At 61.3% G+C, this 25,536-nt stretch carries 27 protein-coding genes, 2 tRNA genes and 1 riboswitch; of the genes, 17 read left to right on the top strand and 12 right to left on the bottom strand.

From position 1 onward, the window contains the following. Nucleotides 1-12: 12 nt before the first annotated feature. Entirely contained in the window at nt 13-939 is a 927-nt protein-coding gene (locus tag C5L10_RS26500) for a dihydrodipicolinate synthase family protein (RefSeq protein WP_105432106.1), read from the bottom strand. Beyond that, on the bottom strand, nt 939-1,643 hold the full coding sequence (locus tag C5L10_RS26495) for a ribonuclease activity regulator RraA (RefSeq protein WP_105404144.1): 705 nt from the start codon (nt 1,641-1,643) through the stop codon (nt 939-941). The genes C5L10_RS26500 and C5L10_RS26495 overlap by 1 nt, the downstream gene beginning before the upstream one ends. Before the next feature lie 163 nt (nt 1,644-1,806). On the opposite strand from C5L10_RS26495, the gene C5L10_RS26490 reads away from it, so the two are divergent. From C5L10_RS26490 to C5L10_RS26470, 5 genes are all read left to right on the top strand, one after another. After that, a complete protein-coding gene (locus tag C5L10_RS26490; RefSeq protein WP_105432105.1) occupies nt 1,807-2,838 on the top strand; it encodes a uroporphyrinogen decarboxylase family protein in 1,032 nt (343 codons plus the stop codon). A gap of 246 nt (nt 2,839-3,084) precedes the next feature. After that, the gene (locus C5L10_RS26485; RefSeq protein ID WP_105432104.1) at nt 3,085-3,792 is read left to right on the top strand and encodes an alpha/beta fold hydrolase; all 708 of its coding nucleotides are present in this window, start codon (nt 3,085-3,087) and stop codon (nt 3,790-3,792) included. After that, a complete protein-coding gene (locus C5L10_RS26480) occupies nt 3,789-4,142 on the top strand; it encodes an extradiol ring-cleavage dioxygenase (protein ID WP_046628082.1) in 354 nt (117 codons plus the stop codon). The genes C5L10_RS26485 and C5L10_RS26480 overlap by 4 nt, the downstream gene beginning before the upstream one ends. Further along, nucleotides 4,135-4,977: a class III extradiol dioxygenase family protein gene (locus C5L10_RS26475; protein ID WP_105432103.1), complete on the top strand. Its 843-nt coding sequence runs from the start codon at nt 4,135-4,137 to the stop codon at nt 4,975-4,977. Before C5L10_RS26480 ends, C5L10_RS26475 begins: the two co-directional genes overlap by 8 nt. Before the next feature lie 3 nt (nt 4,978-4,980). Continuing rightward, a complete protein-coding gene (locus C5L10_RS26470) occupies nt 4,981-5,307 on the top strand; it encodes a YciI family protein (RefSeq protein WP_105432102.1) in 327 nt (108 codons plus the stop codon). 63 nt (nt 5,308-5,370) lie between these two features. Here C5L10_RS26470 and C5L10_RS26465 read toward each other — a convergent pair whose 3' ends face one another. Next, entirely contained in the window at nt 5,371-6,144 is a 774-nt protein-coding gene (locus C5L10_RS26465) for a siderophore-interacting protein (RefSeq protein ID WP_105432101.1), read from the bottom strand. A 351-nt stretch (nt 6,145-6,495) separates the two neighbouring features. Between C5L10_RS26465 and C5L10_RS26460 the strand changes: the two genes are divergently transcribed. Then, entirely contained in the window at nt 6,496-6,750 is a 255-nt protein-coding gene (locus C5L10_RS26460; RefSeq protein ID WP_105432100.1) for a DUF6074 family protein, read from the top strand. A 63-nt stretch (nt 6,751-6,813) separates the two neighbouring features. Here C5L10_RS26460 and C5L10_RS26455 read toward each other — a convergent pair. Both C5L10_RS26455 and C5L10_RS26450 read right to left on the bottom strand, forming a co-directional pair. Next, a tRNA-Thr gene (locus tag C5L10_RS26455) sits at nt 6,814-6,889 on the bottom strand. 130 nt (nt 6,890-7,019) lie between these two features. After that, complete coding sequence (locus C5L10_RS26450; RefSeq protein WP_105432099.1) at nt 7,020-7,976, bottom strand: nitronate monooxygenase family protein; 957 nt, start codon at nt 7,974-7,976, stop codon at nt 7,020-7,022. 248 nt (nt 7,977-8,224) lie between these two features. Here C5L10_RS26450 and C5L10_RS26445 point away from each other — a divergent pair, with 248 nt between their 5' ends. After that, nucleotides 8,225-9,454, top strand: a complete 1,230-nt coding sequence (locus C5L10_RS26445) for a hypothetical protein (protein WP_105432098.1) — start codon at nt 8,225-8,227, stop codon at nt 9,452-9,454. Nucleotides 9,455-9,457: 3 nt separating this feature from the next. Here C5L10_RS26445 and ppk2 read toward each other — a convergent pair whose 3' ends face one another. Next, complete coding sequence (gene ppk2, locus C5L10_RS26440; RefSeq protein WP_105432097.1) at nt 9,458-10,339, bottom strand: polyphosphate kinase 2; 882 nt, start codon at nt 10,337-10,339, stop codon at nt 9,458-9,460. Between the two features lie 281 nt (nt 10,340-10,620). Between ppk2 and phoR the strand changes: the two genes are divergently transcribed. Further along, nucleotides 10,621-11,802, top strand: a complete 1,182-nt coding sequence (gene phoR / locus C5L10_RS26435) for a phosphate regulon sensor histidine kinase PhoR (protein WP_105432156.1) — start codon at nt 10,621-10,623, stop codon at nt 11,800-11,802. Nucleotides 11,803-11,931: 129 nt separating this feature from the next. On the opposite strand, the gene C5L10_RS26430 is transcribed toward phoR, so the two are convergent. Together C5L10_RS26430 and C5L10_RS26425 are read right to left on the bottom strand one after the other, a co-directional pair. Further along, complete coding sequence (locus C5L10_RS26430; RefSeq protein WP_105432096.1) at nt 11,932-12,369, bottom strand: PACE efflux transporter; 438 nt, start codon at nt 12,367-12,369, stop codon at nt 11,932-11,934. A gap of 186 nt (nt 12,370-12,555) precedes the next feature. After that, nucleotides 12,556-13,092, bottom strand: a complete 537-nt coding sequence (locus tag C5L10_RS26425) for a GcrA family cell cycle regulator (protein WP_046664813.1) — start codon at nt 13,090-13,092, stop codon at nt 12,556-12,558. Nucleotides 13,093-13,499: 407 nt separating this feature from the next. Here C5L10_RS26425 and C5L10_RS26420 point away from each other — a divergent pair, with 407 nt between their 5' ends. From C5L10_RS26420 to C5L10_RS26410, 3 genes are all read left to right on the top strand, one after another. After that, nucleotides 13,500-14,696: an aspartate aminotransferase family protein gene (locus C5L10_RS26420; RefSeq protein ID WP_046603194.1), complete on the top strand. Its 1,197-nt coding sequence runs from the start codon at nt 13,500-13,502 to the stop codon at nt 14,694-14,696. Between the two features lie 53 nt (nt 14,697-14,749). Next, nucleotides 14,750-15,667 carry an ornithine carbamoyltransferase gene (gene argF / locus C5L10_RS26415; RefSeq protein ID WP_105404046.1) on the top strand — a complete coding sequence of 306 codons (918 nt, stop codon included), beginning with the start codon at nt 14,750-14,752 and terminating at the stop codon, nt 15,665-15,667. 212 nt (nt 15,668-15,879) lie between these two features. Further along, entirely contained in the window at nt 15,880-16,869 is a 990-nt protein-coding gene (locus C5L10_RS26410) for an Hsp33 family molecular chaperone (RefSeq protein ID WP_105432095.1), read from the top strand. Between the two features lie 38 nt (nt 16,870-16,907). Here the strand turns inward: C5L10_RS26410 and C5L10_RS26405 are convergent, their stop codons facing one another. From C5L10_RS26405 to C5L10_RS26395, 3 genes are all read right to left on the bottom strand, one after another. Then, nucleotides 16,908-18,494 carry a tannase/feruloyl esterase family alpha/beta hydrolase gene (locus C5L10_RS26405; RefSeq protein WP_105432094.1) on the bottom strand — a complete coding sequence of 529 codons (1,587 nt, stop codon included), beginning with the start codon at nt 18,492-18,494 and terminating at the stop codon, nt 16,908-16,910. Nucleotides 18,495-18,609: 115 nt separating this feature from the next. Continuing rightward, complete coding sequence (gene apaG, locus C5L10_RS26400; protein WP_046603197.1) at nt 18,610-19,002, bottom strand: Co2+/Mg2+ efflux protein ApaG; 393 nt, start codon at nt 19,000-19,002, stop codon at nt 18,610-18,612. Between the two features lie 172 nt (nt 19,003-19,174). Beyond that, the gene (locus tag C5L10_RS26395; protein ID WP_105432093.1) at nt 19,175-20,359 is read right to left on the bottom strand and encodes an O-succinylhomoserine sulfhydrylase; all 1,185 of its coding nucleotides are present in this window, start codon (nt 20,357-20,359) and stop codon (nt 19,175-19,177) included. 43 nt (nt 20,360-20,402) lie between these two features. Further along, nucleotides 20,403-20,481: riboswitch (SAM riboswitch) on the bottom strand. 72 nt (nt 20,482-20,553) lie between these two features. On the opposite strand from C5L10_RS26395, the gene C5L10_RS26390 reads away from it, so the two are divergent. The 5 genes from C5L10_RS26390 (at nt 20,554) to C5L10_RS26370 (ending at nt 24,379) form a co-directional block, all read left to right on the top strand. Beyond that, nucleotides 20,554-21,648, top strand: a complete 1,095-nt coding sequence (locus C5L10_RS26390) for a 2'-deoxycytidine 5'-triphosphate deaminase (RefSeq protein WP_172717201.1) — start codon at nt 20,554-20,556, stop codon at nt 21,646-21,648. A 53-nt stretch (nt 21,649-21,701) separates the two neighbouring features. Further along, nucleotides 21,702-21,775, top strand: a tRNA-Gly gene (locus tag C5L10_RS26385). A 627-nt stretch (nt 21,776-22,402) separates the two neighbouring features. After that, on the top strand, nt 22,403-23,353 hold the full coding sequence (locus C5L10_RS26380; RefSeq protein WP_105432092.1) for a class I mannose-6-phosphate isomerase: 951 nt from the start codon (nt 22,403-22,405) through the stop codon (nt 23,351-23,353). Nucleotides 23,354-23,606: 253 nt separating this feature from the next. After that, a complete protein-coding gene (locus C5L10_RS26375; RefSeq protein WP_105432091.1) occupies nt 23,607-23,816 on the top strand; it encodes a hypothetical protein in 210 nt (69 codons plus the stop codon). After that, the gene (locus C5L10_RS26370; RefSeq protein ID WP_105432090.1) at nt 23,813-24,379 is read left to right on the top strand and encodes a hypothetical protein; all 567 of its coding nucleotides are present in this window, start codon (nt 23,813-23,815) and stop codon (nt 24,377-24,379) included. The genes C5L10_RS26375 and C5L10_RS26370 overlap by 4 nt, the downstream gene beginning before the upstream one ends. Before the next feature lie 207 nt (nt 24,380-24,586). On the opposite strand, the gene C5L10_RS35010 is transcribed toward C5L10_RS26370, so the two are convergent. Continuing rightward, a complete protein-coding gene (locus C5L10_RS35010; protein WP_172717200.1) occupies nt 24,587-24,853 on the bottom strand; it encodes a DUF982 domain-containing protein in 267 nt (88 codons plus the stop codon). Nucleotides 24,854-25,186: 333 nt separating this feature from the next. Between C5L10_RS35010 and C5L10_RS26360 the strand changes: the two genes are divergently transcribed. Continuing rightward, nucleotides 25,187-25,536, top strand: a 350-nt coding sequence (locus C5L10_RS26360; RefSeq protein WP_105432088.1) for a hypothetical protein, incomplete at its 3' end; no start/stop codon positions are given.

The following is a 25,536-nucleotide window of genomic DNA, read 5'->3' as shown; positions in this document are numbered from 1 at the left end:
GGCGCTTGCAGCTCAAAACGCCGCGCGCCTGTCGTGTTTGGCGAGACGAGTGAGCAGATAGTCAACTTCCGCCTTGGCGGTCGCGGAAAGCATCTGGGCCGGTTTGCGCTGGGCATCCGAGGTGATGACGCCGCGCCGTTTCAGCACGTGTTTGCGGATTGCCAGACCGATGCCGGCCTGCTGCTCGTAGCGGATCAATGGCAGATGCGCATCGAACAGGTCATGCGCCTCGTCGCGTTTGCCGGCGGCAAATAGGCCGATCAGTTCCGTCAGCATGTCGGGGAAACCGTAGCCGGTCATCGCCCCGTCGGCACCGCGTTCCGGTTCGAAATCGAGGAACATGCCGCCATTGCCGCAGAGGATCGAGAAGACGCGCAGTTCGCCGGCCTTCTGCATGGCGCGCAGCTTCGACACCTTTTCGAGCCCCGGCCAGTCCTCATGCTTCAGCATCAGGCAGGACGGGTGGTTGGTGATGATCCTGGCGATCACGCCCGGCGACATGACGACGGTGAGCGTCAGCGGATAATCCTGCAGCACCCACGGCACGTCGTCGCCGACCGCTTCGACCGCGCCGGCAAAATAGCTGACGATTTGGTCGTCGGTACGCAGCGCAGGCGTCGGCGCGATCATCACGCCGGCCGCGCCCATGTCCATCGCATCGCGCGCCAGCGACCGCATCCCTGCAAAGCCCGGGGCCGAAACGCCGACGATGATCGGCACTTTGGCGCGAGAGACGACACGTTTGATGATGGCCCGGCTTTCCTCCGGCTCCATCTTCGGCGCTTCGCCCATGATCCCGAGAATGGTGATGCCGGTGCAGCCGCTCTCTTCATAAAAATCCGTCAGCCGGTCGATCGAGGCAAAATCGATCGATCCGTCTTCAAAGAACGGCGTGGTGGCGATGGCGTAGACGCCTTTGGTCTCGATCCCGAAGGTCATTATTGGGCGTCCTTCCAGGCCTGGTAGCGGGCTTTTGTTTCGGCGTTCATCGGATAGAGGCCGGGCAGCGGCACGCCGCGGTCGACCTCGGTCATGATCCAGCCTTCCATGCGTTCCTGTTCCGGCGCCTCGGCGACGACCGCATCGAGCAGCTTGGCCGGGATCAGCACCGCGCCATCATCATCCACGACGACGATATCATCCGGGAAAACGGCGACGCCGCCGCAGGAGATCGGCTCCTGCCAGCCGACGAAAGTGAGGCCGGCGACGGAGGGCGGAGCGGCTATGCCGTCGCACCAGACCTTCATGCCGCTGCCGAGCACGCCTTCGGCATCACGCATCACGCCGTCGGTGACAAGCCCTGCCACACCGCGCTTCGCCATGCGGGAGCAGAGAATGTCGCCGAAAATGCCGGCATCGGTGACGCCAAGCGCGTCAGCCACCGCGACGCAGCCTTCGGGCATCGCCTCGATCGCCGCGCGGGTGGAGATCGGCGAAGCCCAGCTTTCCGGCGTCGCCAGATCCTCGCGGGCGGGCACGAATCGCAGTGTGAAAGCAGGCCCCACGACGCGGCCCTGGCCCGGCCTCAGCGGCTTGGTGCCGCGCATCCAGACATTGCGCAGGCCCTTTTTCAAAAGCACCGTGGTCAGCGTGGCGGTGGAGACACCCTTCAGCGTCTCGATGATCTTGGGGTCCAGCGGCATGAATTCTCCTTGGGAATCTTGAATGCCGCCTTCGCAGGCGGCGGGCGATATTCGGTCGCGACTTCTCGTTCGTCAAGGAACTAACGCCTCCGTCGTCATTGACACGACAGCCGTCTGTCGAGGTATAACGTCTTTCAACACTGACACATGGGAGGATGAGACAGTGCTTTTTCCAACGACACTCGTAGGCAGTTATCCGCAGCCGGAATGGCTGATCGACCGCGCCAAGCTCGCGGGCCGTTTCCCGCCGCGCGTCCGCGCCAGGGAACTCTGGCGCATCCCCCAGGAATACCTCGCCGAAGCTCAGAATGACGCGACGATCATGGCGATCAAGGCTCAGGAGGAGGCTGGGCTCGACATCATCACCGATGGCGAAATCCGCCGCGAAAGTTATTCGAACCGCTTCGCGACCGCGCTTGAAGGCGTCGATCTCGACAATCCGGGCTCGGCGCTTGATCGTTCCGGCCACCCGAACCCCGTTCCGCGCATTACCGGCAAGATCCGCCGCAAGCACGCAGTCGAGGCGGAGGACGTGAAATTCCTGCGCAGCCACACGGACCGCAAGATCAAGATCACCGTTCCCGGCCCCTTCACCATGTCGCAGCAGGCCCAGAACGATTTCTACAAGTCGGAAGAAGAAGCCGCCTACGACTATGCCGACGCGGTGAACGCCGAGATCCGGGATCTTTTCGCCGCCGGCGCCGACGTGGTGCAGATCGACGAGCCTTACATGCAGGCCCGGCCGCAGAAGGCGGAACAGTATGGACTCGCGGCGCTTAATCGCGCGCTGGACGGCGTCCAGGGCACGACGGCCGTGCATATCTGCTTCGGTTATGCGGCCATTATCCACGAGCGGCCGTCAGGCTATTCCTTCCTGACCCAGCTTTCGGGCTGCTCCTGCCACCAGGTGTCGCTCGAAACGGCGCAGTCGAACCTCGATTGCTCGACGCTGACCGGTCTTTCCGGCAAGACGCTGATGCTCGGCGTCATTGACCTGTCGGACATGAATATCGAGACTCCGGAAGCAGTCGCCGACCGCATCCGCCGGGCGCTGCCTTACGTCGAGGCGAAGAACATCATCGTCGCGCCCGATTGCGGCATGAAATACCTGCCCCGCGAGGTCGCCTTCGGCAAGATGAAGGCGATGGTCGAGGGCGCTAAGATCATGCGCCGGGAACTCGGCGAGGCTGCCTGATCTTCCAATTGAGTGCGTGGATAACAGGGGCGATTGCCACGGCAATCGCCCTTTTGTTTTGCGGCCTCGGCGTTTGAGCACGCGCGATTCGGAAATATGTATCCCAAATATGTAAATTGTGATCCTAATTGGCTTATAATACGGTCTATTGTATCCCAAATAAAATCGATGTATACATTGCGCCAGAGGATTTTCGGCTTGCGATTGGGCGATCTGCCTCACACAGGCTGGTCCGATAGGAAGATCATGACGACCCTTGTTCTCATACCCGGGCTTGTATCGGACGCCATCGTCTGGGCGCCCTTGGCGGAAGCGGCGTCTGGCGTCATGCCGGTTCATCACGCCGATCTCTCCGAAGGCACATCGATCACCGGTATGGCTCGAACGCTTCTCGACGAGATGGATGACGATATCGTTGCTGTCGGCCATTCGATGGGCGGCCGCGTCGCCCTGGAAATGGCTCGCATGGCGCCGGACCGGGTTCGCGGTCTCGTGCTGGCCAATACGGGGCATCATCCCAAGCGCGAAGGCGAGGAAATCAAGCGTCAGCAGATGATCGATCTCGGCAACCGCAGCATCGACGACTTGGCGCGGCAATGGTTGCCGCCGATGCTCGATCCGGCCCGCGTGGGTGACAAGGACCTGATCGGACGCCTCCACGCCATGGTCCTCAGGGCAGGCTCGCAGGTTCATGAGCGCCAAATCCGCGCCCTTATCGGTCGCCCGGATGCCAGCGCCTATATCGCCGGTCTTCGTTGTCCCATCCTGCTCGTCGCCGCTCGCCAGGATGGCTGGAGCCCGATCGCCCAGCACCAGGAAATCGCCGACGCAGCGCCGGATGCCGAGCTCGTCATCATCGAAAATGCCGGGCACTTCGCTCCCGTGGAGCGACCCGTGGAAACCACCGCCGCCATCACCGAATGGCTGGCGCGCAGATTTGGAGAATCCCAATGAGTGAAGCAGCAGCTACGATACCGGATACCCCGCTCTTCGACCGGGCAGGCTCGATCCGCGGTTACCGGATCAACAAGATGGCGATGGCGCTTGGCCAGCCCGCCAACCGCGCAGCCTTCAAGGCTGACGAAGAGGCCTATCTCGACAGTTTCGGCCTGAGCGCCCACGAAAAGTCGGCGGTCATGGCCCGCGACTGGCACGAGATGGTGCGCCTCGGCGGCAATCTCTTCTTCATCCTGAAGATTTCCGCGGTCGATCCGACCCCGATCACCAGGATCGGTGCAGCCCAGGCCAGCATGGAACACGAAGACTTCCTGCATCTGAGACTGGGGAAAAAGCGCAATGGCTAAGATCATCGGTGGGCTTGGAACGAGCCACGTTCCCTCGATTGGTGCGGCACTCGACAAGGGACTGCGCGACATGCCGGACTGGAAGCCGTTCTTCGACGGTTACGAAGTCGGCAAGCAGTGGATGCGGGACGCCAAGCCCGACATCGCCGTCGTCGTCTTCAACGATCACGGCAATACCTTCTTCCTCGATCGCGTGCCGACCTTCGCCGTCGGCGTCGCCGAAACCTACAATCCGGTCGACGAAGGATGGGGACCGCGCGCCATTCCGGCATTCGAAGGGGCGGTCGATTTCTCCTGGCATTTCGTCGACAAGCTGGTCGAGCGCCATTTCGATCCGATGGTCTGCCGCGAAATAGAGGTGGATCACGGCCTGCAGGTGCCGATGGAACTGTTCTTCGGCCGGCCGGAAGCCTGGCCGGTGAAGGTCCTGCCGATCTGGGTCAATACCATCCAGTATCCGATCCCCACCCCGCAGCGCTGCTGGGAAATGGGCAAGGTCCTGCGCGAAGCGATCGAAAGCTGGCCGGGCGACGAACGCGTCGTCATTCTCGGCACTGGCGGTCTGTCGCATCAGTTGCAGGGCGCCCGCGCCGGCTTCATCAACCAGGCGGCCGATCGCGCCTGGCTGGACGGCATCGCCAGCAATCCGGAACCGTACCGCGCCATGAGCCGCGAAGACTATGTGGAACAATTCGGTTCCGAAGGCGCCGAGCTGATCATGTGGCTCGTCATGCGTGCCGCGATGAACAGCGACGTCAACCTCATCCACAAGCACTACCACGCCCCGGCATCGATGACCGGCGCCGGCATGGTCGTGCTGGAAAATGCGGCCTGATCGATGTTTTTCCTGATGCGCTGCCTGCACCATGAAGGCCAGGATGCCGCCCGCGATACCCACCGCCCGTCGCACCGGGCCTGGGTCCAGTCGGGCGGTGAAGGCCTTGCCGCGGTCCTGATCGGCTCGGCGCTTGTCGACGAGGGCGGTTCATCGCTCGGCAATTTCGGCATCCTGGAGGCCGCGAGCCTCGAAGAGGCGCAGGCTTTTGCGCAAGGCGATCCCTTCAATCGTGCCGGGATCGTTTCGGCGATCGAGCTGACGCAGCTGCCGGACACGTTCCAGGCGGCTCGGATCAGCGATCCGATGACCCCGCGAAAGAACGGCTAATCCTATTTCGGCCAATAAAAAGCCCGCCATCCGGCCAGGATGGCGGGCTTTTCGTCATGTCTTTCAGTCCCCGATCGTCTCATGGGCATCCGCCTTGCCCTCGGCCCAATATCCGGCGGCCTTGATCCAGGCGAGCGGATATCCGCGCTTCTCGACCAGATAGACGCGAGCCGCACGGGCAACCGAGGCTTCGGCGGCGACCCAGACGAAGGTTTCGGGATGAAGCGCGATCGTATCGAGTGCCGAGATCAGTCCCGAGGCATCCGTGGCGCGGGAAAGGGGTCGGTGCACCCAAAGGGCCTCCAGCGACGCCTTCGTCTCGAAGGCCTGTTCCTCTTCCGGCCCGACGACCAGCCCGATACTGGTGATCACGGCGTCTTCGCCTGCCTCTTCGATACGGCGGCCCATCGCCGGAAGCCCGGTCTCGTCGCCGATAAGCAGCCAGCGTTTCATGCCCGAGATGACGGCCGAACCTCGCGGGCCGCCGATCGACAACGTGCTGCCCGGCACGGCATCCAGGGCCCATCGCGTGGCGGGACCGGCATCGTGGATGGCAAAATCGAGCACCAGCGACCTGGCTTTCTGATCATACCGCCGGGGCGTATAGTCACGGCGCTCCGGTTCCCCGGCATCGGTCGGCAGGAAAATCTTGACGTGGTCGTCCGGCGCAGCGCTGACGAAATCCGAAAGCTCCTCGCCGCCGAGGGTAATGCGCAGCATCTGTGGCGTGATGCGCTCGACGGTTTCGACCGTCAGCACGCGACGCTTGAGTTCGTGACGAATGCGCTCGATCTTAGGAGCGGAGGAAGTCTGGTTCTGGGTCGTAAGGTCGTTCATCTGTGTCCTTTCACGGGATATCGACCTGCCGGACACAGCCGCGCAGACCGAAACCGGCGATGCCCGATCGATCAGCGCGTTGAGTGACGTTAACGCTTACGTGCGACGCCTTGCGGCACTCGCAGTGTGAACTCTAGTTAGGCGGGCAAAGCCCTAACGGCAAGGGTCGCCGAGCGTCAATTCCGGCAATTCTGCAAGTCGGGAAACTGCGAACGGCTGTCGTCTTCGCAGCGACGGCCTCGACATCCACCTTCCCTGCACCAGATATCTCCAGTCGTTCAGCCTTTGTGAAGGACTGACGGCCAATGTGCTGCGATCCCTGGGCGATTCGCCCGACAATATGGAGATGGCATGACGCTGCTGCAATTCCCCGCCGATCGGCGCACCGCTGACGTAAAACGTTGCGCCGAAGCGCTTCAGCGGCTTCACGGCGAACAGGCGAACCGTTTCTGGAGATCGGAAATGGCCAGTTTCGCGGCAGTTCTCAGAGCCCAGGGTGTGGCAGACGAGGAAATCTCCCGCCAGGCCGGCCTGTTCATGCACGCCGTCCAGATGCAGCTTCAAAGCGATTGCCTCAACGACGAAACGAGCCTCGTGGCAGGTTGACGCCCGCCGGGCTTCGCGCAGAGATTTGGGCGACGCAGGCGCTACGGAAGAGTTGGAGATAAGTGGTGCCGCTTGCAGGACTCGAACCTGCGACCCCATCATTACGAATGATGTGCTCTACCACCTGAGCTAAAGCGGCACGGGCAGCGGCCGGTTTTGCCGGGGCTGCGAGTGATGCGGCTGATACAGGCAATGACCTGCGATTTCAAGCCGGGTTTTGGGCTTCTCGACGATTTTCCTGAAATGACGGTTATTATCCAGCCGTTGATTCAGACCGTAAGGCGCTCGCGCGCCGCCCGGTATTCGCTTTCCAGCCGGTCGACGAGTTCCGCGACCGGAACCACCGCCTTGACCGCGCCGACGCCCTGGCCTGCCCCCCAGATCTCCTTCCAGGCCTTCGGCCCGCTGACCGCCTGTTCGAAATCCATCTTGGACGGATCGGCGACCGGAAGGGCGTCCGGGTCCATGCCGGTGGCGGTGATCGATCCCTTGAGGTAGTTGCCGTGGATGCCGGTGAAATAGTTGGAATAGACGACGTCGGCAGCATTCGAATCGACGATCATCTGCTTGTAGCCATCGACGGCGCGCGCCTCCTTCGTGGCGATGAAGGGCGAGCCGATATAGGCCATGTCGGCGCCCATGGCTTGGGCGGCAAGGATGCCGCCGCCGGTGGCGATCGCGCCGGCGAGCAGCAGCGGCCCGTCGAACCATTCCCGGATTTCCTGCACCAGCGCGAAAGGCGACAGCGTGCCGGCATGCCCGCCGGCGCCGGCAGCGACCGCGATTAGCCCGTCGGCGCCCTTGCGGATCGCCGAATTGGCGTGGCGGTTGTTGATGATGTCGTGCAGCACGATGCCGCCATAGGAGTGCACGGCGGCATTCACCTCCGGCACGGCGCCGAGCGAGGAGATGACGATCGGCACCTTGTATTTCACGCACATCATCAGGTCGTGCTCCAGGCGCTTGTTGGAGGTATGGACGATCTGGTTGACGGCAAAGGGTGCGGCAGGCCTGTCGGGGTTGGCGGCGTTATGGGCGGCAAGATCCTCGGTGATCATGGCCAGCCACTCGTCGAGCTGGCTTTCCGGCCGCGCATTGAGCGCCGGAAAGGCGCCGACGACGCCTGCCTTGCATTGCGCCAGTGTCAGTTCCGGATGGGAAATGATGAACAGCGGCGACGCGACCACGGGCAGGCGGAGCCTGTCCTTGAGGACTGCTGGAAGCATGGATCAAAAACCTCCCGATTGACCTTTACGCAAACGTAAATCCGTCTACCAGATCGCGGCAGCCTCGAAAAGCCGGTGGAAAGATTTTCGAAGCAGATCTCCGCAACGCCCGGCAGGGGCTCCCGACATATCCTGTCCTTATTTTTCGCCATGGTGCAGTCGAAGGCGGTGCTTGCAGTTCCGCGGCGGAGGGGTTACCGAAACGTAAACTCCCGCGCGGTGGGAATGACGATGAAGAAGGACCGGCAGTGAGCGGTTTGGAAACGGCCATCAGAAACGCACTGGATCGCTCGAACCGGGCGGACCGGGAGATCAGGGCGCGTATTTATCAGTCGGCGCGCCAGGCACTGGACGCCGGCCTTCGCAAGCAAGGCGTTACCGACCGGTTGATCATCATGCAGCAGCATGAACTCCTGGAGCGGAAGATTCACGAGATCGAAATGGCGGAAGTCGAGCGCCTGGTGGAACCGGCGCCGGGACCCGCCGTGGAGCTCGAACCGGAACTGCCATACGCCGCGGAACCCATGGCGGTGGAGTCTCCGGTCATGCCGGCCAGCTCGCGGCCGGAAGCGCCGCAACGGCCGGCGGCACCTTCACCTGTCGCGCCGTCCATCGATACCGTTTCGAGTGAGACGCGCGCTCCATCTGCTGCTGCGGCTATGTCCTCCGGCGATCTTGGCGGCGTCAGCCCCGCGCGCGGTGAGCGGGTCGAAGCCGAGCAATTCCAGCCGGAACCTCCGCCGAAGACGGCAAAGCCGGGCAAGCCGAACAGGAACGCCCGCCCGTCCTCCGATAGCGGCCTGGACGTTCCCCCGGAACGGGCCGCCAAACCGCGAAAGCGTCGGGGTTTCCTGTCGCATCTCCTGACCTGGGTCATCACCCTTGGCGTGGTCGGCGGCGCCTGCTGGTGGTTCTATCAATCCGGTCTGGTGCAGTCGATCGTCGAAGAAGCGATGAAGTCGGCCGACCGCTCGGTCGCCGGCCAGGCGGCGGGAGGCCCGGTCGCCTTCGATCCGCGCCGCGGTTTTTCCGACGAGTGGGTGGAAATCTTCGTGCCCTCCAAGGCGGCGGAAATGAAAGCCGGCGGCCAGGCGAAAGTCGAGGCGGTGGCCGCATCGGAAGGGCAGGCCGTGCGCATCGCATCGGCAACGTCAGGCGACGGCGGTGATGTCTCGGTCGAAGTGCCGCCGGAAGTGCTGCGCGAAATGGCCGGCAAGAGTTCGACGGTGGCTCTGACCCTGCAGTCGGGGCAGGACAGTTCCGTGCAATTATCAGTCCGCTGCGATTTCGGAAGCCTCGGCAACTGCAGCCGTCATCGCTTTACGGCAACGCAGGAGAAGCTGGAGGCGCTCTTCCGCGTGACCTTCGAGCGGTCGCTTGCCCCCAACCGGCCCGGCCGCCTGATCTTCAACAGCGGTATCGACGGCGCGGACCGGGCGGTGCTGCTCTATTCGGTGCGCATCCTGCCCGGCCAATGACCTTTATTTGAGGAATTTCGGGCCGAAACCGAAGATCTTGTCGTCGATCTCGCCGATGGCGTCCTTGTCCTTGCCCTCATAGTCGAGCGACAGCAGGATATGGCGAATGACGTTGAGACGGGCGCGGCGCTTGTCGTTGGCACGCACGACCGCCCATGGCGTCTCCTCGTTGTGGGTCCTTTCGAGCATCGCGTCGCGCTTCTCGGTATAGTCATCCCACTTGTGGAGCGCGGCGATATCCATCGGCGACAGTTTCCAGATCTTGAGCGGATCGTGCCGCCGGTCATGGAAACGCTTGAGCTGCATTTCGCGGCCGATATCCAGCCAGAACTTGAAGAAGATGATGCCTTCGTCGGAAATCGTGTCCTCGAAGCGCGGAACCGCCTTCATGAAATCCTTGTACTGTTCCGGCGTGCAGAAGCCCATCACCGGCTCGACCCCGGCCCGGTTATACCAGGAGCGGTCGAACAGCACGATCTCCCCGGATGTCGGGAAATGCGAGATGTAGCGCTGGAAATACCACTGGCCGGCCTCGGTCTCGGTCGGCTTGTTGAGCGCCACCACGCGGGCCGAACGCGGATTGAGGTAGGCATTGATCGAAAAGATCGTGCCGCCCTTGCCGGCCGCATCACGCCCCTCGAACAGCGCTATCATCCGCTTGCCGGTCGCCTTCAGCCAGAACTGCACCTTGACGAGCTCGACCTGCAGCTTTTCCAGCTGCTTTGCGTATTTGTCCTTGTCCAGCTTGTCATCATGGGGATATCCGCCGGAGCCGAGCGCATGCTCCTCGATCCACGCCGGCAGCACCGGGTCGTCGATATCGAACTGCTTGAGCTTGCCGTTGATGTCGATGCTGACTGCCCGGCTTTCGGTTTTATCCGCCATGATAGTGCTTCCTCCGATCGATCCGCCGCATGGGGGTGGTAGCCGATATGTAACGCAAGTTCGAAATTCCGCTACTCTCCGGATAGCGCCAATTTTCCAATATCCCAACGGAAGCGATGTATATCTGTCATGCAAGAGATATATGAGCGCGTGTTCAACCTGTGAAAGCTGCGAGTGTGCCTGTGGAGTCGGTACTGGAGAAATGGCGTCGGGGTCTGGGCACGCTCGTTGCGAGGGCCCGCCAGGAACGCGCTCTGTTGCTGCTTCTGACCCTCCTGGCGATGATCGCGTTCCTGATCGGCATGGACTGGGTGGGCGTCCTGGTGGGCTGGCTGCTCCTGGTTCTGGTCGTCGTCGGCCGCAAGCCCGTCGTCCTTCCGCCGCCGGCGCTCGATGTCGTCGAGAAAGAGCAGCCGGGCTTCCAGCCGTTACCCCAGGTGGCGGCAACGCTCGGTGCCTTGGATATTCCGGCTTTCGTGCTCGGCGAGGACGTCACGGTCCTCTATCAGAACAAGGCTGCCGAAAGGGCCTTTGGAGTTCTTTCTCCCGGTTCGCACCTTTCGGCACGGCTGCGGTCCCCCGGCATTCTCGACATGGTGCGGGAAACCATCGCGACTGATGAGCCCAACCAGATCGAGCATTCCGAGCGGTTGCCTTCCGAGCGCGTCTATACCCTGCGCATCGCGCCGATCGATCTCGGCCAACCGGTCCAGCAAAGCTCCGACGGAGTGGCGCAGAAGCTCTATCTCCTCTCTTTCAGGGATATTTCGGAATTGCGCCGCATCGATCGGATGCGTTCGGATTTCGTCGCCAATGCCAGCCATGAACTGCGCACCCCGCTTGCCTCGTTGCGAGGCTTCATCGAGACCCTGCAGGGGCCGGCGCGCTCCGATCCTGCCGCGCACGAGCGGTTCCTCGCCATTATGTTCGACCAGGCAACGCGCATGAGCCGTCTTGTCGACGATCTCATGTCGCTGTCGCGCCTGGAGCTCAAATCCCATATCGCACCGGACCAGACGATCGACCTGAAGCCGCTGATCGGTCATGTGCGGGACGCGCTGGTGCCGCTCGCCGATGATCTCGGGGTGGAAATCCGCACGCATCTGCCGGAAGGCAAGGTGGAAGTGCTGGGCGACCGCGACGAGCTCGTCCAGGTTTTCGAAAATCTGATCGAGAACGCCTGCAAGTACGGCCAGGAAGGCAAGTTCGTGGACGTTTACCTCAGGAACGGCGCTTCCGATCCGGTGGAAGTGACGGTTGTCGACCAGGGCCCGGGCATTCCGGCCGAGCACGTTCCGAGGCTGACCGAGCGCTTCTACCGGGTCAGCGTGGCCGACAGCCGTTCCAAGAAAGGCACGGGCCTCGGCCTTGCAATCGTCAAGCACATCCTGACCCGCCACAGAGCCCGTCTGATCGTGAAGTCGGAAGTCGGCAAGGGAAGCGAGTTCACCGTCAGGTTCTGACAAAAGGGAGTGCTATCGACGTCCCATGTCCGGCGCCTCGGGAAAGCGCTCAACTTCTCCAAACATGCAGGGTGTCATCCGCACCGTCCGCGGCGCGGACTATTCGATGGAAACCTCAAGGAGGCGGCGTCAGGCTGCCTCGGTCTGCCGTTGCCATTCCGGCAGCGGAAAGATGCGGTCATAGGCCCAGTTGAACACGAAGGCATAGACCACGTAGAAGACCGCGAACGACACGTCCATCGTCAGTGCATGCATGAGGCTGATGCCGAGATACCAGGCGATCAGCGGCAGAAGCGCGATCAGCAGGCCAAGTTCGAACAGCACCGCATGCGCCACGCGTATTGCGGTGTTTTTCTGCGTGCCGCCGGTAAAGCGCTGCATCAGGTGGTCGAAGCCGAGATTGTAGAGATAGTTCCAGCCGGTGGCGATCGTCGCACTGCCGATGCCGACCACGCCGATATCGGCGGCCGGCATGCCGAAGGCGAAGGCGCCGAGCGGTGTGATGAGAGCGAGCCCGATCAGTTCGAAGCTGATGGCATGGCGGATACGGTCGCGAGTCGAGCGCATGATGACCTCCTGGGTGCTTTCCGGGTCGTCCCGGAGTTTTTGCCCGAATGGGGGAGGTCGTCCTCGCCGTCTTTGAGATAGGTGCAATGCCGATCCGGAGCAAGGCTTGGCCAGCATATCTGCCATGCGCAACAAAAAAGCGGGCCTGAGCCCGCCTTCGATCTTGTCCTCGTGTCGCGCCGCCGCTCAGACCCGAGCAGCAACCTTGCGGCGCTCGTTGACCGGCTGGTAGGCGAGCTTTGCGTGATAGCCGCAATAGGGCGATGCATCCGGGGATTCACAGCCGCAGAAGTGGAAGTCGTCCTTGAGCGGATCGCCGACCGGCCACTTGCAGGTGCGCTCGGTAAGTTCGGTCAATGCAAGGCGACGGGAGATCGGCACCACCACGTTGGAGGCGGGACGATATTCCATCTCCTGATAGGGTTCGATTTCGACCTCTTCCTTGACCATCGTCGCACCGACGGCGCGGGTAACGGTCCGGGTCGTGACGCGCGACGCATAATTCGGAGCCCGCGGCGCCGACGTGGTGCGCTTGGCCGCTGCTGAACGGCCCGTCGCTACCGTGCCGCCGGCTTTCGCCCGGCCCGGCAGGCTGAGACGGTGCACCTTGCCGATAACGGCATTTCGGCTTACGCCTCCAAGTTGCGCTGCGATCTGGCTGGCGCTGAGGCCCTCCGACCATAATCTTTTGAGCTTCTCGACACGCTCGTCTGTCCAGTTCATGCCCGTTCTCCGCCTTTGAACGTTGCTGGCATGCAGAATCCTTCCACCTTTGCTGCGAATTCATTTCGCAGCACCCACTATATCTATGCTTGAGGTGACTAGTTCCGCCGCATGCAGTCTAGTAATTGATCTTTAACCTAGTGTGAGGCTGACTCCGTGGCAAGAGTCGGGGGAATCTGCGGGAATCGATTTCGTGGTTTTCCCCAACTTGCTGTCGGGGAGAGTCATTTTTGTCACATTGGCCGGCGCCTGCCGCTTTCCGGCCCGGGCCTGCCCAAAACGCCGAGCTTTGTTGACATTGATGGCCTAAACCCCGATAGTGCCCCCGCCGCCCAGTGGGCGGCATTTTTGATTTTTTCGGCCCCTTCCATGGGCCTTTCTGGACTGCCTAGAGGAGTGATGTCGCCATGGCTGAAGCCGCGCTTTTCGACACTTTTGCCCGGGCTCCGCTGCGTTTCGAGCGCGGCGAGGGCGTATGGCTTGTGACGGAAAGTGGGGAGCGATATCTTGATTTCGGCTCCGGCGTCGCCGTCAATTCGCTTGGTCACGGCCACCCGCATCTCGTCGGCGCGCTGAAGGCGCAGGCCGACAAGGTCTGGCACACGTCCAACATCTTTGAGCAGCCGGGCCAGGAGACATTGTCGCGTCGTCTCGCCGACAATTCCTTCGCGGATAAGGTGTTCTTCACCAATTCCGGCGCCGAGGCGCTCGAATGTGCCATCAAGACCGCGCGCCGCTATCAGTTCGTGAAGGGCCATCCGGAGCGCTTCCATATCATTACCTTCGAAGGCGCCTTCCACGGCCGTACGCTGGCGACCATCGCCGCCGGCGGCCAGGCGAAGTATCTCGAAGGCTTCGGCCCGAAGGTCGAAGGCTTCGATCAGGTGCCGTTCGGCGACATGGACGCCCTGAAGGCTGCGATCACCGATGCGACCGCGGCTATTCTGATCGAGCCGATCCAGGGCGAGGGCGGTGTCCGGCCGGTTCCGAAGGAATTCCTCCAGGCGTTGCGCCAGGTCTGCGACGACAACGGTCTGCTGCTGATCTTCGACGAAGTGCAGACCGGCGTCGGCCGTTCCGGCAGGCTGTTCGCCTATGAATGGGCGGGCGTGGCGCCGGACATCATGGCGCTTGCCAAGGGCATCGGCGGCGGCTTCCCGCTCGGCGCATGCCTTGCCACGGCGGACGCCGCGTCCGGCATGACCGCTGGCACCCATGGCACGACTTACGGGGGCAATCCGCTCGCCACGGCGGTCGGCAATGCCGTGCTCGACGTGATCCTGGGCGACGGCTTCCTGGAAAACGTCCGCGACGTTGCCTTGGTGTTGCGGCAGGGGCTCGCGAGCCTCAAGGACCGCTTCCCCGACGTCATCGAGGATATTCGTGGTGAAGGCCTGCTGCTCGGCGTGAAGGCGAAGGTGCCCGCAGGTGATCTGGTTGCCGCCATACGCGGCGAGTACATGCTGACCATTCCGGCCGGCGACAATGTGGTGCGTCTCCTGCCACCGCTCACAGTCACAGCGGAGGAAGCCCGAGAGGGGCTTGCCCGCATCGAGAGGGCGGCGGAAAAGCTTTCCGCTTCCGAGATGAAAAAATCGGCCTGAGCGGGCAAAAGGGGGACGCCGTTGCTGGTTTCCCGCTTCACAGGGAACATCACATGGCATCTCCCAAGCATTTTCTCGATCTTTCCGCCGTTTCCCCGGCTGATCTCAGGGCTATCCTCGACGACGCGAAGGTCCGCAAGCAGGCGACCAAGGCCGGTACGGCGGAAAAGCCGCTCGCCGGCAAGATGCTGGCGATGATCTTCGAAAAGCCCTCCACGCGCACCCGCGTATCCTTCGATGTCGGCATGCGCCAGCTCGGCGGCGAAACGCTGTTTCTGTCGGGTACCGAAATGCAGCTCGGCCGCGCCGAGACGATCGGCGATACGGCCAAGGTCCTGTCGCGTTACGTCGATGCGATCATGATCCGCACCACGGATCACGCCCGCATGCTGGAGCTTGCCGAACACGCGACCGTGCCGGTCATCAACGCCCTGACCGACGATACGCATCCCTGCCAGATCATGGCCGATATCATGACCTTCGAGGAGCATCGCGGGCCGATCGCCGGCAAGACGGTCGCCTGGACCGGCGACGGCAACAACGTGCTGCATTCCTTCGTCGAAGGTGCCGCCCGTTTCGGCTATCGCATGAACATGGCGGTGCCGATGGGCTCGGAGCCCTCCGACAAGTTCCTCAACTGGGCACGCAACAACGGCGGCAACATCATGCTTTGCCATGATGCCGAAAAGGCGGTTGCTGGCGCCGATTGCATCGTTACCGACACGTGGGTGTCGATGAACCAGGAGCACAAGGCACGCGGCCACAACGTCTTCCAGCCGTTCCAGGTCAATGCCGACCTGATGAAGCGTGCCGACAAGGATGCGCTGTTCATGCACTGCCTGCCGGCCCATCGCGGCGAGGAGGTCACCGACGAGGTGATCGACGGTCCGCAGTCGGTCGTCTTCGACGAGGCTGAAAACCGCCTGCACGCGCAGAAGTCCATTCTCGCCTGGTGCTTCGGCGCAGTCTGAGTTCAACGTCCCGGATGGAGGACGCGGAGAGCCGGCGGCGGCAATCAACCTTGATTTCCGCCCAGCAATCCCCCATTTGTCGGCTTTCAACAATACGCCGTCTTCTGGACTGGCGTTTCAACACACATCGTCGACGTCTTTTCCTCCGGCCAGCGGTTCCGCTTGGGCTGGCGCTTGTGTAAAGGTTTGGGTCGGCGCGAAGGAGTGAAGTCATGGCGGAAGCGACTGTGGAACTCAACGAACTCGACTTTGCCGGAGACGATCGGGTCGTTCCCTTCCAGGTGGAAGGTCTCGACGTGCGCGGCCGTGCGGTCCAGCTCGGGCCGCTGCTCAACTCCATCCTCAGCCGTCACGAATATCCGGGCCCGGTCGCGCGGCTGCTTGCCGAGGCGATCGTGCTGACGGCCCTGCTCGGCACCTCGCTGAAATTCGACGGCAAGTTCACGGTGCAGACCAAGGGCGACGGCCCGGTCGATCTGCTGGTCGCGGATTTCTCGACGCCCGACAGCCTTCGTGCCTATGCCCGTTATGATGAAGAGGCGCTGGCCGCTGCTGTCGAGGAAGGCAAAACCTCGCCGCCCGATCTTCTCGGGCAGGGAGTGCTGGCGTTCACCATCGACCAGGGCCGCGGCATGCAGCCGTATCAAGGCATCGTGCCGATGGACGGTTCATCGCTCGAGGAGATTGCCGGCGTCTATTTCCGTCAGTCGGAGCAGATCCCGACCAAGGTCCGCCTGGGCGTCGCCGAGCTGTTCGACCGCGATGCCGATGGCAAGCCGCGTCACAATTGGCGGGCAGGCGGGCTTGTCGCGCAGTTCCTGCCGCACGCGCCTGAGCGCATGCGCCAGCCGGACCTGCATGGTGGCGATGGTGACGAGCGCGATTTCGAATTCACCGAGGACGATTCCTGGGCCGAAGCCCGCACGCTGGTGGAAACGATCGACACCGATGAGCTGACAGACCCGCGGGTCGCAATCGAACGGCTGCTGTTTCGCCTGTTCCATGAGCGCGGCGTCCGGGTCTATGCGCCGCACCCGGTGTTCGATCGCTGCAGCTGCTCGCGCGACAAGATCAAGGGTGTTCTCTCGGGGTTCTCTGCCGAGGAGATCGAGGCGAGCGAGGAAGACGGGGAGATCGCCGTCACCTGCGAGTTCTGCTCGACCACCTATCGCTACACGGCGGACGAATTCGCCGCAGCCTGATCATCGAACGGCGGGAGTTTCCTCCCGCCGTTTTCATTTCAAGGCATCTTGCATTCGAAGTTCGCGCCGTCTTTCAGATCGCCACTGCCGGAATATCTGGCTGATTGAGGATAGGGGCAGAGCGGCCGCGTCATCACCGGCTTACCCTCCTTGATCTGCTTCGCCTGGATTACCGTCGGCGCCTTGCCGTTCTCCACCCAGTCCATCAGCGGCGTGAAGGCATCGAAGACATCCGTGCCGTAGCCCGCGGTGCAGTGAAACATGCCGGGCACCATGAACAGGCGGTAGAACTCCGCCGTCCGCTCGGCGCCCATCTGTTTGCGGACGGCTTCATAATAGTTGACGCCCATCATCGGGTTGAGCGCCGGGTCGGACCAGCCGAAATAGGTGATCATCCGCCCACCGCGTTTTTGGAATTCGCTGAGATCGGGGTTGGTGGCGTCGACGATCTCGCGGATCGCGCCGATCTTCGGATATTCGCTATCGAAGTCGAATGTCTTCCAGTCGATCGCCTTTCCGGAGGCGGGCAGCATCGCCATGTTCTTGACGAAGGTCTCGCCATAGGCCAGCTGCCGGCTCGGTCCCTGCTCGGATACCATCCACATGTCCCAGCCGCTCACGCCGGTCGGATCGACACCCTCGGTGCCGAACTGTACGCCGGGGAAAATCGTCTCCCCCTTGATCTTCACCCCGCCGGCGAGCGTCTTCAGCGTTTCCACCTGCGCCGGCGTAAAGCAGTCGGAACCGCCTGCCTCGCAGGTATTCAGGTCCTTGGCCGGATCGAAATTGCATTGGCGAGGATCGGTGATCAGCCCGTCCTTGGCACCGTCGATCGCATCACATTTGTCCATCACCGCCTTGGCGAGCACCGGAAGCTGAGCCCGGCTGATCGGCGCCTTGAGCAGAGCCCGCGCATTCCAGACGCCCCAGATCTGCGTATTGGTGAGATCGAGAACCGGAGCTCCGGCGAGGATGCCGTCGAAATCGCCCGGATAACGCTGCGCCGCCATCAGGCCCTGGCGTCCGCCGGTCGAGCAGCCATCCCAGTAGGAGAAGGAGGGATGCCGGTCGTAATAACGCGCGGCAATCGCCTTGGCGGTGTCGACCGTCACATGCACCGCGCGTGAGCCGTAGTCGATCAAGAGGTCAAGGTCTTGTGCAAAATCCCCGAGCTTGTAGGTGGCCGCATCGTGGCCGGTATTTTGCTGGACGGTGAGGAAGCCTTTCGAAAGCGCCGCATTGCGGGTGGCGACCCGTGACGCTGCGGCAAGATCCTCGCCCGCGTAGCCGCCATTGCCGAACATATAGAGCCGCCGGTTCCAGTTGTCCGGCAGGGTGATCTCGAAGCGAACCTGCGGCCGGATATAGCCGGTTACCTGGCAATGGCCGGGGACCGCTCCCACGCCGGCCACGTGCGTGGCCTTCAGCGTCGTGACCTCGGCAAAGGATTGGCCGTTCAGCATGCCGCAGGCGATCTGCGGCGACACGGTGGCGGAAGTGAAATCCGGCCTGTCCTTCTGATCGATGAAACTGCTCTTGTTTTGTGCGAGTGCCGGGGTGAAGGCCGCAAGCGCCAGAAATGCGCAGGGCGCCAGCAGAATGGCCCGCTTGATCGATCGTGTCATCAAGTTCTCCTCCCAAAGACCGGTTGACGACGTCAAGATGCCGCAGGAGGGAAGGGGTAACAAATAGAAAAACCGACGCTGCCCATAACCTGTAGGTTGTCGTCGGTAGCGCGGTCTAGTTGAGGACGCGCATCAGGCCCGGCGAATCCAGCGAGAAGGCCGGGATCGTCACCTCGAAGGTCTCGCCTTCATCGGTCTGCATGTCGTAATGGCCGAACATCAGTCCGGATGGTGTGTCGAGAGGACAGCCCGAGGAATATTCGTAGCTGTCGCCCGGCTTCAGCCGCGGCTGTTCGCCGACGACCCCCGGCCCGTCCACTTCGTCGACGATGCCGTTCTGGTCGGTGATGTGCCAGTAGCGATGCACCAGCTGTACGGTGAGCGTCGAATGGTTTTCGATGACGATGCGATAGCCCCAGACATAGCGGCTCTCTTCCGGATTGGATTGCTCCTCCAGATAGTAGGGTTCGACGGCGACATCGATATCTCTTGTCCGGGCGCGATACATGCGACACCTCAACAAATCTAACTTGGTTCGATATTGTACAGAGGCGCCGCAACGTCAAGAAATCTCGCGGTTTGAACAACCGAGTGTGAGCATTTGTTGAAGTTAAGGATAACCGGGATGGTGAATTTCTGGTCGATCCACCACCCCGGCCACTATCTTGAAAAGCGAACGCTTACACGCCGGCCTTAGAAAGCGCCCGGGCGAAATCCTCGATCAGGTCGTCGGTGTCCTCGATACCGGCCGACAGGCGCACGGTGCCGGGCGAGATGCCGAGTTCGGCACGGGCCTCGTCCGTGAGGTTTTTGTGCGTCGTCGTCGCCGGATGGGTAATCAGGCTCTTGGAATCGCCGAGATTGTTGGAGATCTTGACGATTTCCAGCGCGTTCTGCAGCTTGAAGGCCGCTTCCTTGCCGCCCTTCAATTCGAAGCAGACGAGCGTCGAGCCGGCCTTCATCTGCCGGGCGATGATATCGGCCTGCGGATGGTCCTTGCGGCCGGGATAGATGACCCGGGCCACCTGTTTCTGATCGGCGAGGAAGTCGGCGATCTTCGACGCGCTTTCCGTCTGCTGCTTGACGCGCAGCGGCAGGGTCTCGATGCCCTTCAGCAGCGTCCAGGCATTGAACGGCGACATCGCCGGACCGGTATGGCGGAAATAGTCGTGCAGGTTCTCGTCGATCCAGGCCTTGTCGGAAAGCACGACGCCGCCGAGGCAGCGGCCCTGGCCGTCGATATGCTTGGTCGCGGAGTAGACGACGATATGCGCGCCGAGTTCCAGTGGCTTCTGGTAGAGTGGGGTCGCAAACACGTTGTCGACGACGACCTTGGCGCCGATCTGGTTGGCGAGCTTGGCGACGCCGGCAATATCGACCACTTCGAGCGTCGGGTTGGTTGGGCTTTCCAGGAAGAACACCTTGGTCTTCGGCGTGATCGCCTTTTCCCAGTTTTCAAGGAAGCGGCCGTCGACCAGCGTGCATTCGATGCCGTATTTCGGAGCGAGCGTCTCGACCACCCAGCGGCAGGAGCCGAACAGGGCGCGGGCCGCGACGATATGGTCGCCGGCCTTCAGCTGGCAGAGGATCGCGGCGGTAACAGCGGCCATGCCCGAGGCGGTGGCGCGCGCGTCTTCGGCGCCTTCCAGCATGCACATGCGCTTTTCGAACATGTCGTTGGTGGGGCTGCCGTAACGCGCGTAGATGAAACCGTCCGTCTCGCCCTTGAAGCGGGCTTCGGCCGCTTCCGACGTGTCATAGACGAAGCCTTGGGTCAGGAAGATCGCTTCCGAGGTTTCGCCATATTGCGAACGCAACGTGCCGCCGTGTACGAGTTGGGTTGCCGGGCGCCATTTGTTAGTCATGCGTGTCCTCTTTCAGAACAAAAAAACCGGTCGCATAAGCAGACCGGTTTCGCACCCGGTCTTTTTAGCCACTTATTTAACGTGGCTGCAAGCCGACCGGCCAAATCACCACGGGATAAGATTGGCATAGCGCCGCGCCCCGCTTGCGTCAATGGCTCGCATTTGGTTTTGTCGCCTCGAAACTTGAGAGAGACATGATGGCTCGCGAAACAGGAATTCTGGCGGACCGCGCGATCGCGGCGCTTTTCGACAGTGGACGGCTGATCTCCGAGCGGGAGCTCGACCTGGATCAGGTTCAGCCCGCCAGCCTCGACCTGCGCCTCGGCGCCAAGGCTTTTCGCGTCCGCGCGAGCTTCATGCCGGGCCCGACGAGCCTGGTCTCCGACAAGCTCGATCGGCTGAAGCTACACGTGATCGACCTCTCCGAAGCCGCGGTGCTGGAAACCGGCTGCGTCTATATCGTGCCGCTGATGGAACGGCTCGACCTGCCGGCCAACATGTCTGCTTCCGCCAATCCGAAAAGCTCGACCGGTCGGCTCGATATTTTTACCCGCGTCATCACAGATTACGCGCAGGAATTCGACAAGATCCCGGCCGGTTATTCCGGCCCGCTCTACCTTGAAATCTCGCCGCGTACTTTCCCGATCGTGGTGCGCCGCGGTTCGCGCCTGTCGCAGATCCGTTTCCGCGTCGGCAACGCGCTGCTCGGCGAGCCGGACCTTCTGCAACTCCATAACGACGAAACCCTGGTCGCCTCCGCCAAGCCGAATGTCTCGGGCGGCGGCATCGCCCTGTCGATCGATCTTTCCGGCGACAGCGTCGGCCTGATCGGTTATCGCGGCAAACACCACACGGCCGTCGTCGATGTCGACAAGAAGGCGCAACACGACATCTTCGATTTCTGGGAGCCGCTTTACAGCCGCGGCCGCAACGAACTGATCCTCGATCCCGACGAGTTCTATATCCTCGTCTCGCGCGAGGCGGTGCATGTGCCGCCGCTCTATGCGGCCGAGATGACGCCCTTCGATCCGCTGGTCGGCGAATTCCGCGTCCACTATGCCGGTTTCTTCGATCCCGGCTTCGGCCACGAGGCGGCGGGGGGACGGGGCAGCCGGGCGGTGCTCGAAGTGCGCAGCCACGAAGTACCCTTCATCCTCGAAGACGGCCAGATCGTCGGTCGCCTGGTCTACGAACACATGCTCGAAAAACCCGAAGGCATGTACGGCGCAGGCCTCGGCTCGAACTATCAGGCACAGGGCCTGAAACTGTCGAAGCATTTTCGCGTCTGACACCGCCTCCGGCTTGACAGTCGATGCCGTCTGTTGGAAATCTGCAGACCGACGCGGGTGTAGCTCAATGGTAGAGCAGCAGCTTCCCAAGCTGAATACGAGGGTTCGATTCCCTTCACCCGCTCCAATGAAGCCCTTCACCCGCTCCAGCTACCTTTCCAGCGATGTCCAGTAAGGTACAAAGGCAACGAAGTGCCCGAAGAATATGGCGTTCGGTCTCGCCCGCGCGCAACGACGTGCGGTGACAGCCAGCAATTTTCACGGTAAAAATCACGGTATCCAGCGACGGTCAGGAAGTCGATACCGTAATGCCGTTGACTGATATTCAAATTCGCAATGCGAAAGCAAAAGGCTGGTCGCGAGCTTGAAAGAATAAATCGGTGTTTTTCAGGCAGCCAACAATCCTTCTTGGAAGGCAATAAATATATCTTGGTTTACGCGATCGTTATTCATAGGTTTTTTTGAGCGATATCAAAATATTACCGACATCTTTAGATTTTATGCAAGGGCGCATGCCATTGCATTTTTGAGATATGCGTTTATATGCAAATTCGAGTCGAAAAATATTGAGTTGGATTTCGAGTTTATTTATTTTTCTTCTTTCTTGAAATCGCCCCGATCCAAGCAATCGCAGGCTGACCGCAATTTTTTGGCCGGATTCTGATCAGTCCTCACGGACTGCCCGCCACCCCACAGCAGGAGACTCCGACCTCAGATCGACCCGATCTTAGCGGTACGATGAAGGAGTTCCATAATGGCAATCGAACAGGCCGGCGTGCGGATTGCGCGCAAACCCTGGGGCAGCCACGATCTCCAGCCCTGGACGAAGACACGCAACGACGACGCGATCGGTGAACTTTGGTTCGAGCGCGCCGACGCGCAGTCGCCCGATCCTGCTCTGCTTCTCAAGCTGCTCTTTACAAAAGAGGCCCTCTCGATCCAGGTCCATCCCGACGACGGCCTTGCGCAATCGCTCGGCATGGGAAACGGAAAGACTGAAGCATGGTATATTCTCTCAGCGGAACCGGGGGCTCAGGTTGCCGTTGGGTTGACGAGGAGGCTAACTCAGCCGGAACTGCGCAATGCGATCCTTGATGGCTCCATAGCCGATATCGTGGATTGGCGGGATGCCATCGCGGGCGACGTCATTTTCGTCCCGGCCGGAACCATTCACGCCATTGGCGCCGGGCTTGTTATCGCGGAGATTCAGCAGAGAAGCGATACGACATTTCGTCTTTTCGACTATGGCCGCGAGCGCGAACTGCATGTGGAGCAGGCCGTCGCGGCTGCGGATCTAGAGCCGGCGAAGGTCCAGGCAATTCCGGTGGACCTCACAGAGGTCAGGACACAACTGGTCTCCTGTCCTTTCTTCGTCCTCGAACGGGTCAACCTTCCCGCAGACTCGAACTGGGAGTTGAACGCGGAATGCGAAACTTGGGTGCTGGTGATCGCCGGTGAGATGGACGTCGGAAGCACTTATGCCGGCATCGGAGATGCGTTGTTTGCCGACGCTTCGCACGCCCACATCAAGGCCGGGAGCGAAGGACTGACTGCCCTGCTTGCCTATGCCGACGCGCAACCAAGGCCCGGCCTTCTACGCAATCTCGACATACGCACCGCCAAGCCAGCGTCCCGGCATCTTGAACAGGCACTCATTCACCACCAACAACCGGCGGGCTTGCCATTCCGCTCAACGGAGGCATGACCATGACCCAACTCAGGAAAATTGCATTCATCGGCAATTCGCTCCCGCGCCGCTGCGGCATCGCGACCTTCACCAGCGATCTTCAACAGGCTGTTTCCAAATCCCCGGCAAAGGTGGAGACGGTCATCGTGGCAATACACTTTCGATAGGTCGCGCGGCCGTCAGCACGCGGTGATCAGAGCCTATGAACACAATCGCCGCTCGCGCCACCACTGCATCCGAAACCCCTTGAAGGGCCTTAGGAGAATTCTCGATGATAAAATTCGAAGCCGTACAACCACGTTTGGACGGATCACGAGCCGCGGCTTACGAGTTTGCGAAAAAATACCGATTGGGTGAAGTGGAAGCTGAGCGGCTTTTTCTCAAGTTAGGTGCTTCGGCAACGCAGGTCGCTATGCTCGCGGAGGCCAAGTTTCCTGCTCCGGAATTCGGAAGACCCACCAACAAGGCTAAAGCATCATGAAACCGACTGCGTTCGATGGACAGGTTGTAAATATTGCCGAGAATTCACACCCGGCGGAGGCTCTGGGCAACCGCCCGATGGTCAAATCGGCGGGAGACCCCGCCACTGGCCTGAGACAGCGCATCGCGGCCACGGTAACTGCTGCTCGAGCCCAAAGAGAAGCCGAACTGCAGCAGGCCTCGGATCGCGCGAACGCGGAGCGACGGGAGATACAGCAAAAGGCAAAGAACGCATTGCTGATGCTTCTGAGCGACGACGTCATAAATTCCATCATCGGAAAGCATGCCGGTCTGGGCGAACTTTATGTCGGAACGATCCAAGTGACGAAGCGTGGAGTTGAACTCATCAGGAGCGGCGGAGCGGGAGCATCGCACATGATGGGTGACAGGCTCGATCTCAGATTTGACGGAGGCATTCTGCAGGCTGGCCAACAGCTGAAATCGCTCGAATTTCAAAGTCGTGTACTGGAACTGCAGACGCATGGCATCAGGGTTGACGGGGTGCATGATGCTTCGGCACAAGCCATTTTGATTACGTTCGACTATGAGAATGCGGTGGGCTGACGTCTGATCTAGCTGGGGGTGGTCATAGGGAACGAGATCTACCTCTACGGGATTTAGTGCTGAAAACGGCGGCCAATGCCCATTGCGGGGGTCAGCGAAACGCCTTCCGCGAAAGGTAGGCAGCTACGTCGGGAGACCGACGTTGGGCCGCGGGTTGTCCCCGGGAACAAGGGCGAAGTCAGGACGAACAGCCATGCACACGCCGCACTAGGCAAGAACATATGCCTCAATGGCGGCTGCTATGAATGCCTCGCGAGCTACGGAGCTCGAACGACTATGGAAGAGCGCACCCTCGCACGCTTGTTTGGCGGCTTGATACTGTTTATCGCGCTCAGGCGGCCAACGTCTTTCAAGGAATTCCAGCCCGTCCGCGGCGTTCTCTATCATTTCAGGCGAACCGTAACCGATGCGAACGGCAACGGGAGTGCCCCATTGAACGCCCGCTATATAGGCCGGTACTCGCTTCCACGGCATGATAGTTCTCCTCCCGGCACAATGCTGGAGGTAGCACGACGCGCTCATTCCCGCCACTTAGCAACAACAATCGGACGCTTGCACCCACCTCGCCGTTACCCCAATTGGCGGACCCCCATCGGCTACCCGTCTTTGGCGTAGTCATATAGCGTACAAGTGAGGCCCGGAGCCACGTTTCGTATGCCTGCGCTGCTAGGTACCCGTTCCTCAAGCCTGTGCTTGAGCCTTTCTGCTTATGCCGACTGTCCGGTCGAAAGGGGGCAGTTCAGCAGCCAAGCGGAACCATCGCCGACATACCGTGGTTGTGACGCATCAAGAACAAGGAAGCTCACGATGCACATATTCTCGATTGCCGCGTTGATCGCAGGTTCGCTTATTCCCTTCGGCGCGATGGCAACCGAGGAAGACTTCCTGAAATCGATCGAAGGTGACTGGACGGGCGGCGGCAAGGTGCTCCGGAGGCTCGGTGGTGAGAACGTCAGCGTGTCCTGCAATATGAAGTCCGAGGCTGATGCATCGAGCTTTTCCATGGATGGATCATGCCGCGCCCTCGTGGTCGTTACACGGGGCTTCAAAGCCAAGGTCAATACGTCGGGTAACTCCTATTCGGGTACATATGTAGGGGTGTCGGGCAAGCCTTCGACCCTCGCCGGTAGCCGCGAGGGCAATACGATCAATCTCGA

The sequence above is a fragment of the Neorhizobium sp. T6_25 genome, from assembly GCF_002968555.1.
Classification (GTDB): Bacteria; Pseudomonadota; Alphaproteobacteria; order Rhizobiales; family Rhizobiaceae; genus Neorhizobium.
This window is presented reverse-complemented; position numbering and strand designations above follow the sequence as displayed.

Bases quoted from the DNA above. Each gene is read 5' to 3' on its own strand.
- C5L10_RS26405 (WP_105432094.1), bottom strand. From the start codon at position 18,494: ATGACACGATCGATCAAGCGGGCCATTCTGCTGGCGCCCTGCGCATTT.
- C5L10_RS26430 (WP_105432096.1), bottom strand. From the start codon at position 12,369: ATGCGCTCGACTCGCGACCGTATCCGCCATGCCATCAGCTTCGAACTG.
- C5L10_RS26370 (WP_105432090.1), top strand. From the start codon at position 23,813: ATGAAACCGACTGCGTTCGATGGACAGGTTGTAAATATTGCCGAGAAT.
- C5L10_RS26410 (WP_105432095.1), top strand. From the start codon at position 15,880: ATGGCGGAAGCGACTGTGGAACTCAACGAACTCGACTTTGCCGGAGAC.
- C5L10_RS26485 (WP_105432104.1), top strand. From the start codon at position 3,085: ATGACGACCCTTGTTCTCATACCCGGGCTTGTATCGGACGCCATCGTC.
- C5L10_RS26425 (WP_046664813.1), bottom strand. From the start codon at position 13,092: ATGAACTGGACAGACGAGCGTGTCGAGAAGCTCAAAAGATTATGGTCG.
- C5L10_RS26390 (WP_172717201.1), top strand. From the start codon at position 20,554: ATGATGGCTCGCGAAACAGGAATTCTGGCGGACCGCGCGATCGCGGCG.
- C5L10_RS26470 (WP_105432102.1), top strand. From the start codon at position 4,981: ATGTTTTTCCTGATGCGCTGCCTGCACCATGAAGGCCAGGATGCCGCC.
- apaG (WP_046603197.1), bottom strand. From the start codon at position 19,002: ATGTATCGCGCCCGGACAAGAGATATCGATGTCGCCGTCGAACCCTAC.
- C5L10_RS26465 (WP_105432101.1), bottom strand. From the start codon at position 6,144: ATGAACGACCTTACGACCCAGAACCAGACTTCCTCCGCTCCTAAGATC.
- C5L10_RS35010 (WP_172717200.1), bottom strand. From the start codon at position 24,853: ATGCCGTGGAAGCGAGTACCGGCCTATATAGCGGGCGTTCAATGGGGC.
- C5L10_RS26420 (WP_046603194.1), top strand. From the start codon at position 13,500: ATGGCTGAAGCCGCGCTTTTCGACACTTTTGCCCGGGCTCCGCTGCGT.
- C5L10_RS26495 (WP_105404144.1), bottom strand. From the start codon at position 1,643: ATGCCGCTGGACCCCAAGATCATCGAGACGCTGAAGGGTGTCTCCACC.
- C5L10_RS26480 (WP_046628082.1), top strand. From the start codon at position 3,789: ATGAGTGAAGCAGCAGCTACGATACCGGATACCCCGCTCTTCGACCGG.
- C5L10_RS26450 (WP_105432099.1), bottom strand. From the start codon at position 7,976: ATGCTTCCAGCAGTCCTCAAGGACAGGCTCCGCCTGCCCGTGGTCGCG.
- C5L10_RS26500 (WP_105432106.1), bottom strand. From the start codon at position 939: ATGACCTTCGGGATCGAGACCAAAGGCGTCTACGCCATCGCCACCACG.
- C5L10_RS26375 (WP_105432091.1), top strand. From the start codon at position 23,607: ATGATAAAATTCGAAGCCGTACAACCACGTTTGGACGGATCACGAGCC.
- C5L10_RS26475 (WP_105432103.1), top strand. From the start codon at position 4,135: ATGGCTAAGATCATCGGTGGGCTTGGAACGAGCCACGTTCCCTCGATT.
- phoR (WP_105432156.1), top strand. From the start codon at position 10,621: ATGATCGCGTTCCTGATCGGCATGGACTGGGTGGGCGTCCTGGTGGGC.
- C5L10_RS26395 (WP_105432093.1), bottom strand. From the start codon at position 20,359: ATGACTAACAAATGGCGCCCGGCAACCCAACTCGTACACGGCGGCACG.
- argF (WP_105404046.1), top strand. From the start codon at position 14,750: ATGGCATCTCCCAAGCATTTTCTCGATCTTTCCGCCGTTTCCCCGGCT.
- C5L10_RS26460 (WP_105432100.1), top strand. From the start codon at position 6,496: ATGACGCTGCTGCAATTCCCCGCCGATCGGCGCACCGCTGACGTAAAA.
- C5L10_RS26380 (WP_105432092.1), top strand. From the start codon at position 22,403: ATGGCAATCGAACAGGCCGGCGTGCGGATTGCGCGCAAACCCTGGGGC.
- ppk2 (WP_105432097.1), bottom strand. From the start codon at position 10,339: ATGGCGGATAAAACCGAAAGCCGGGCAGTCAGCATCGACATCAACGGC.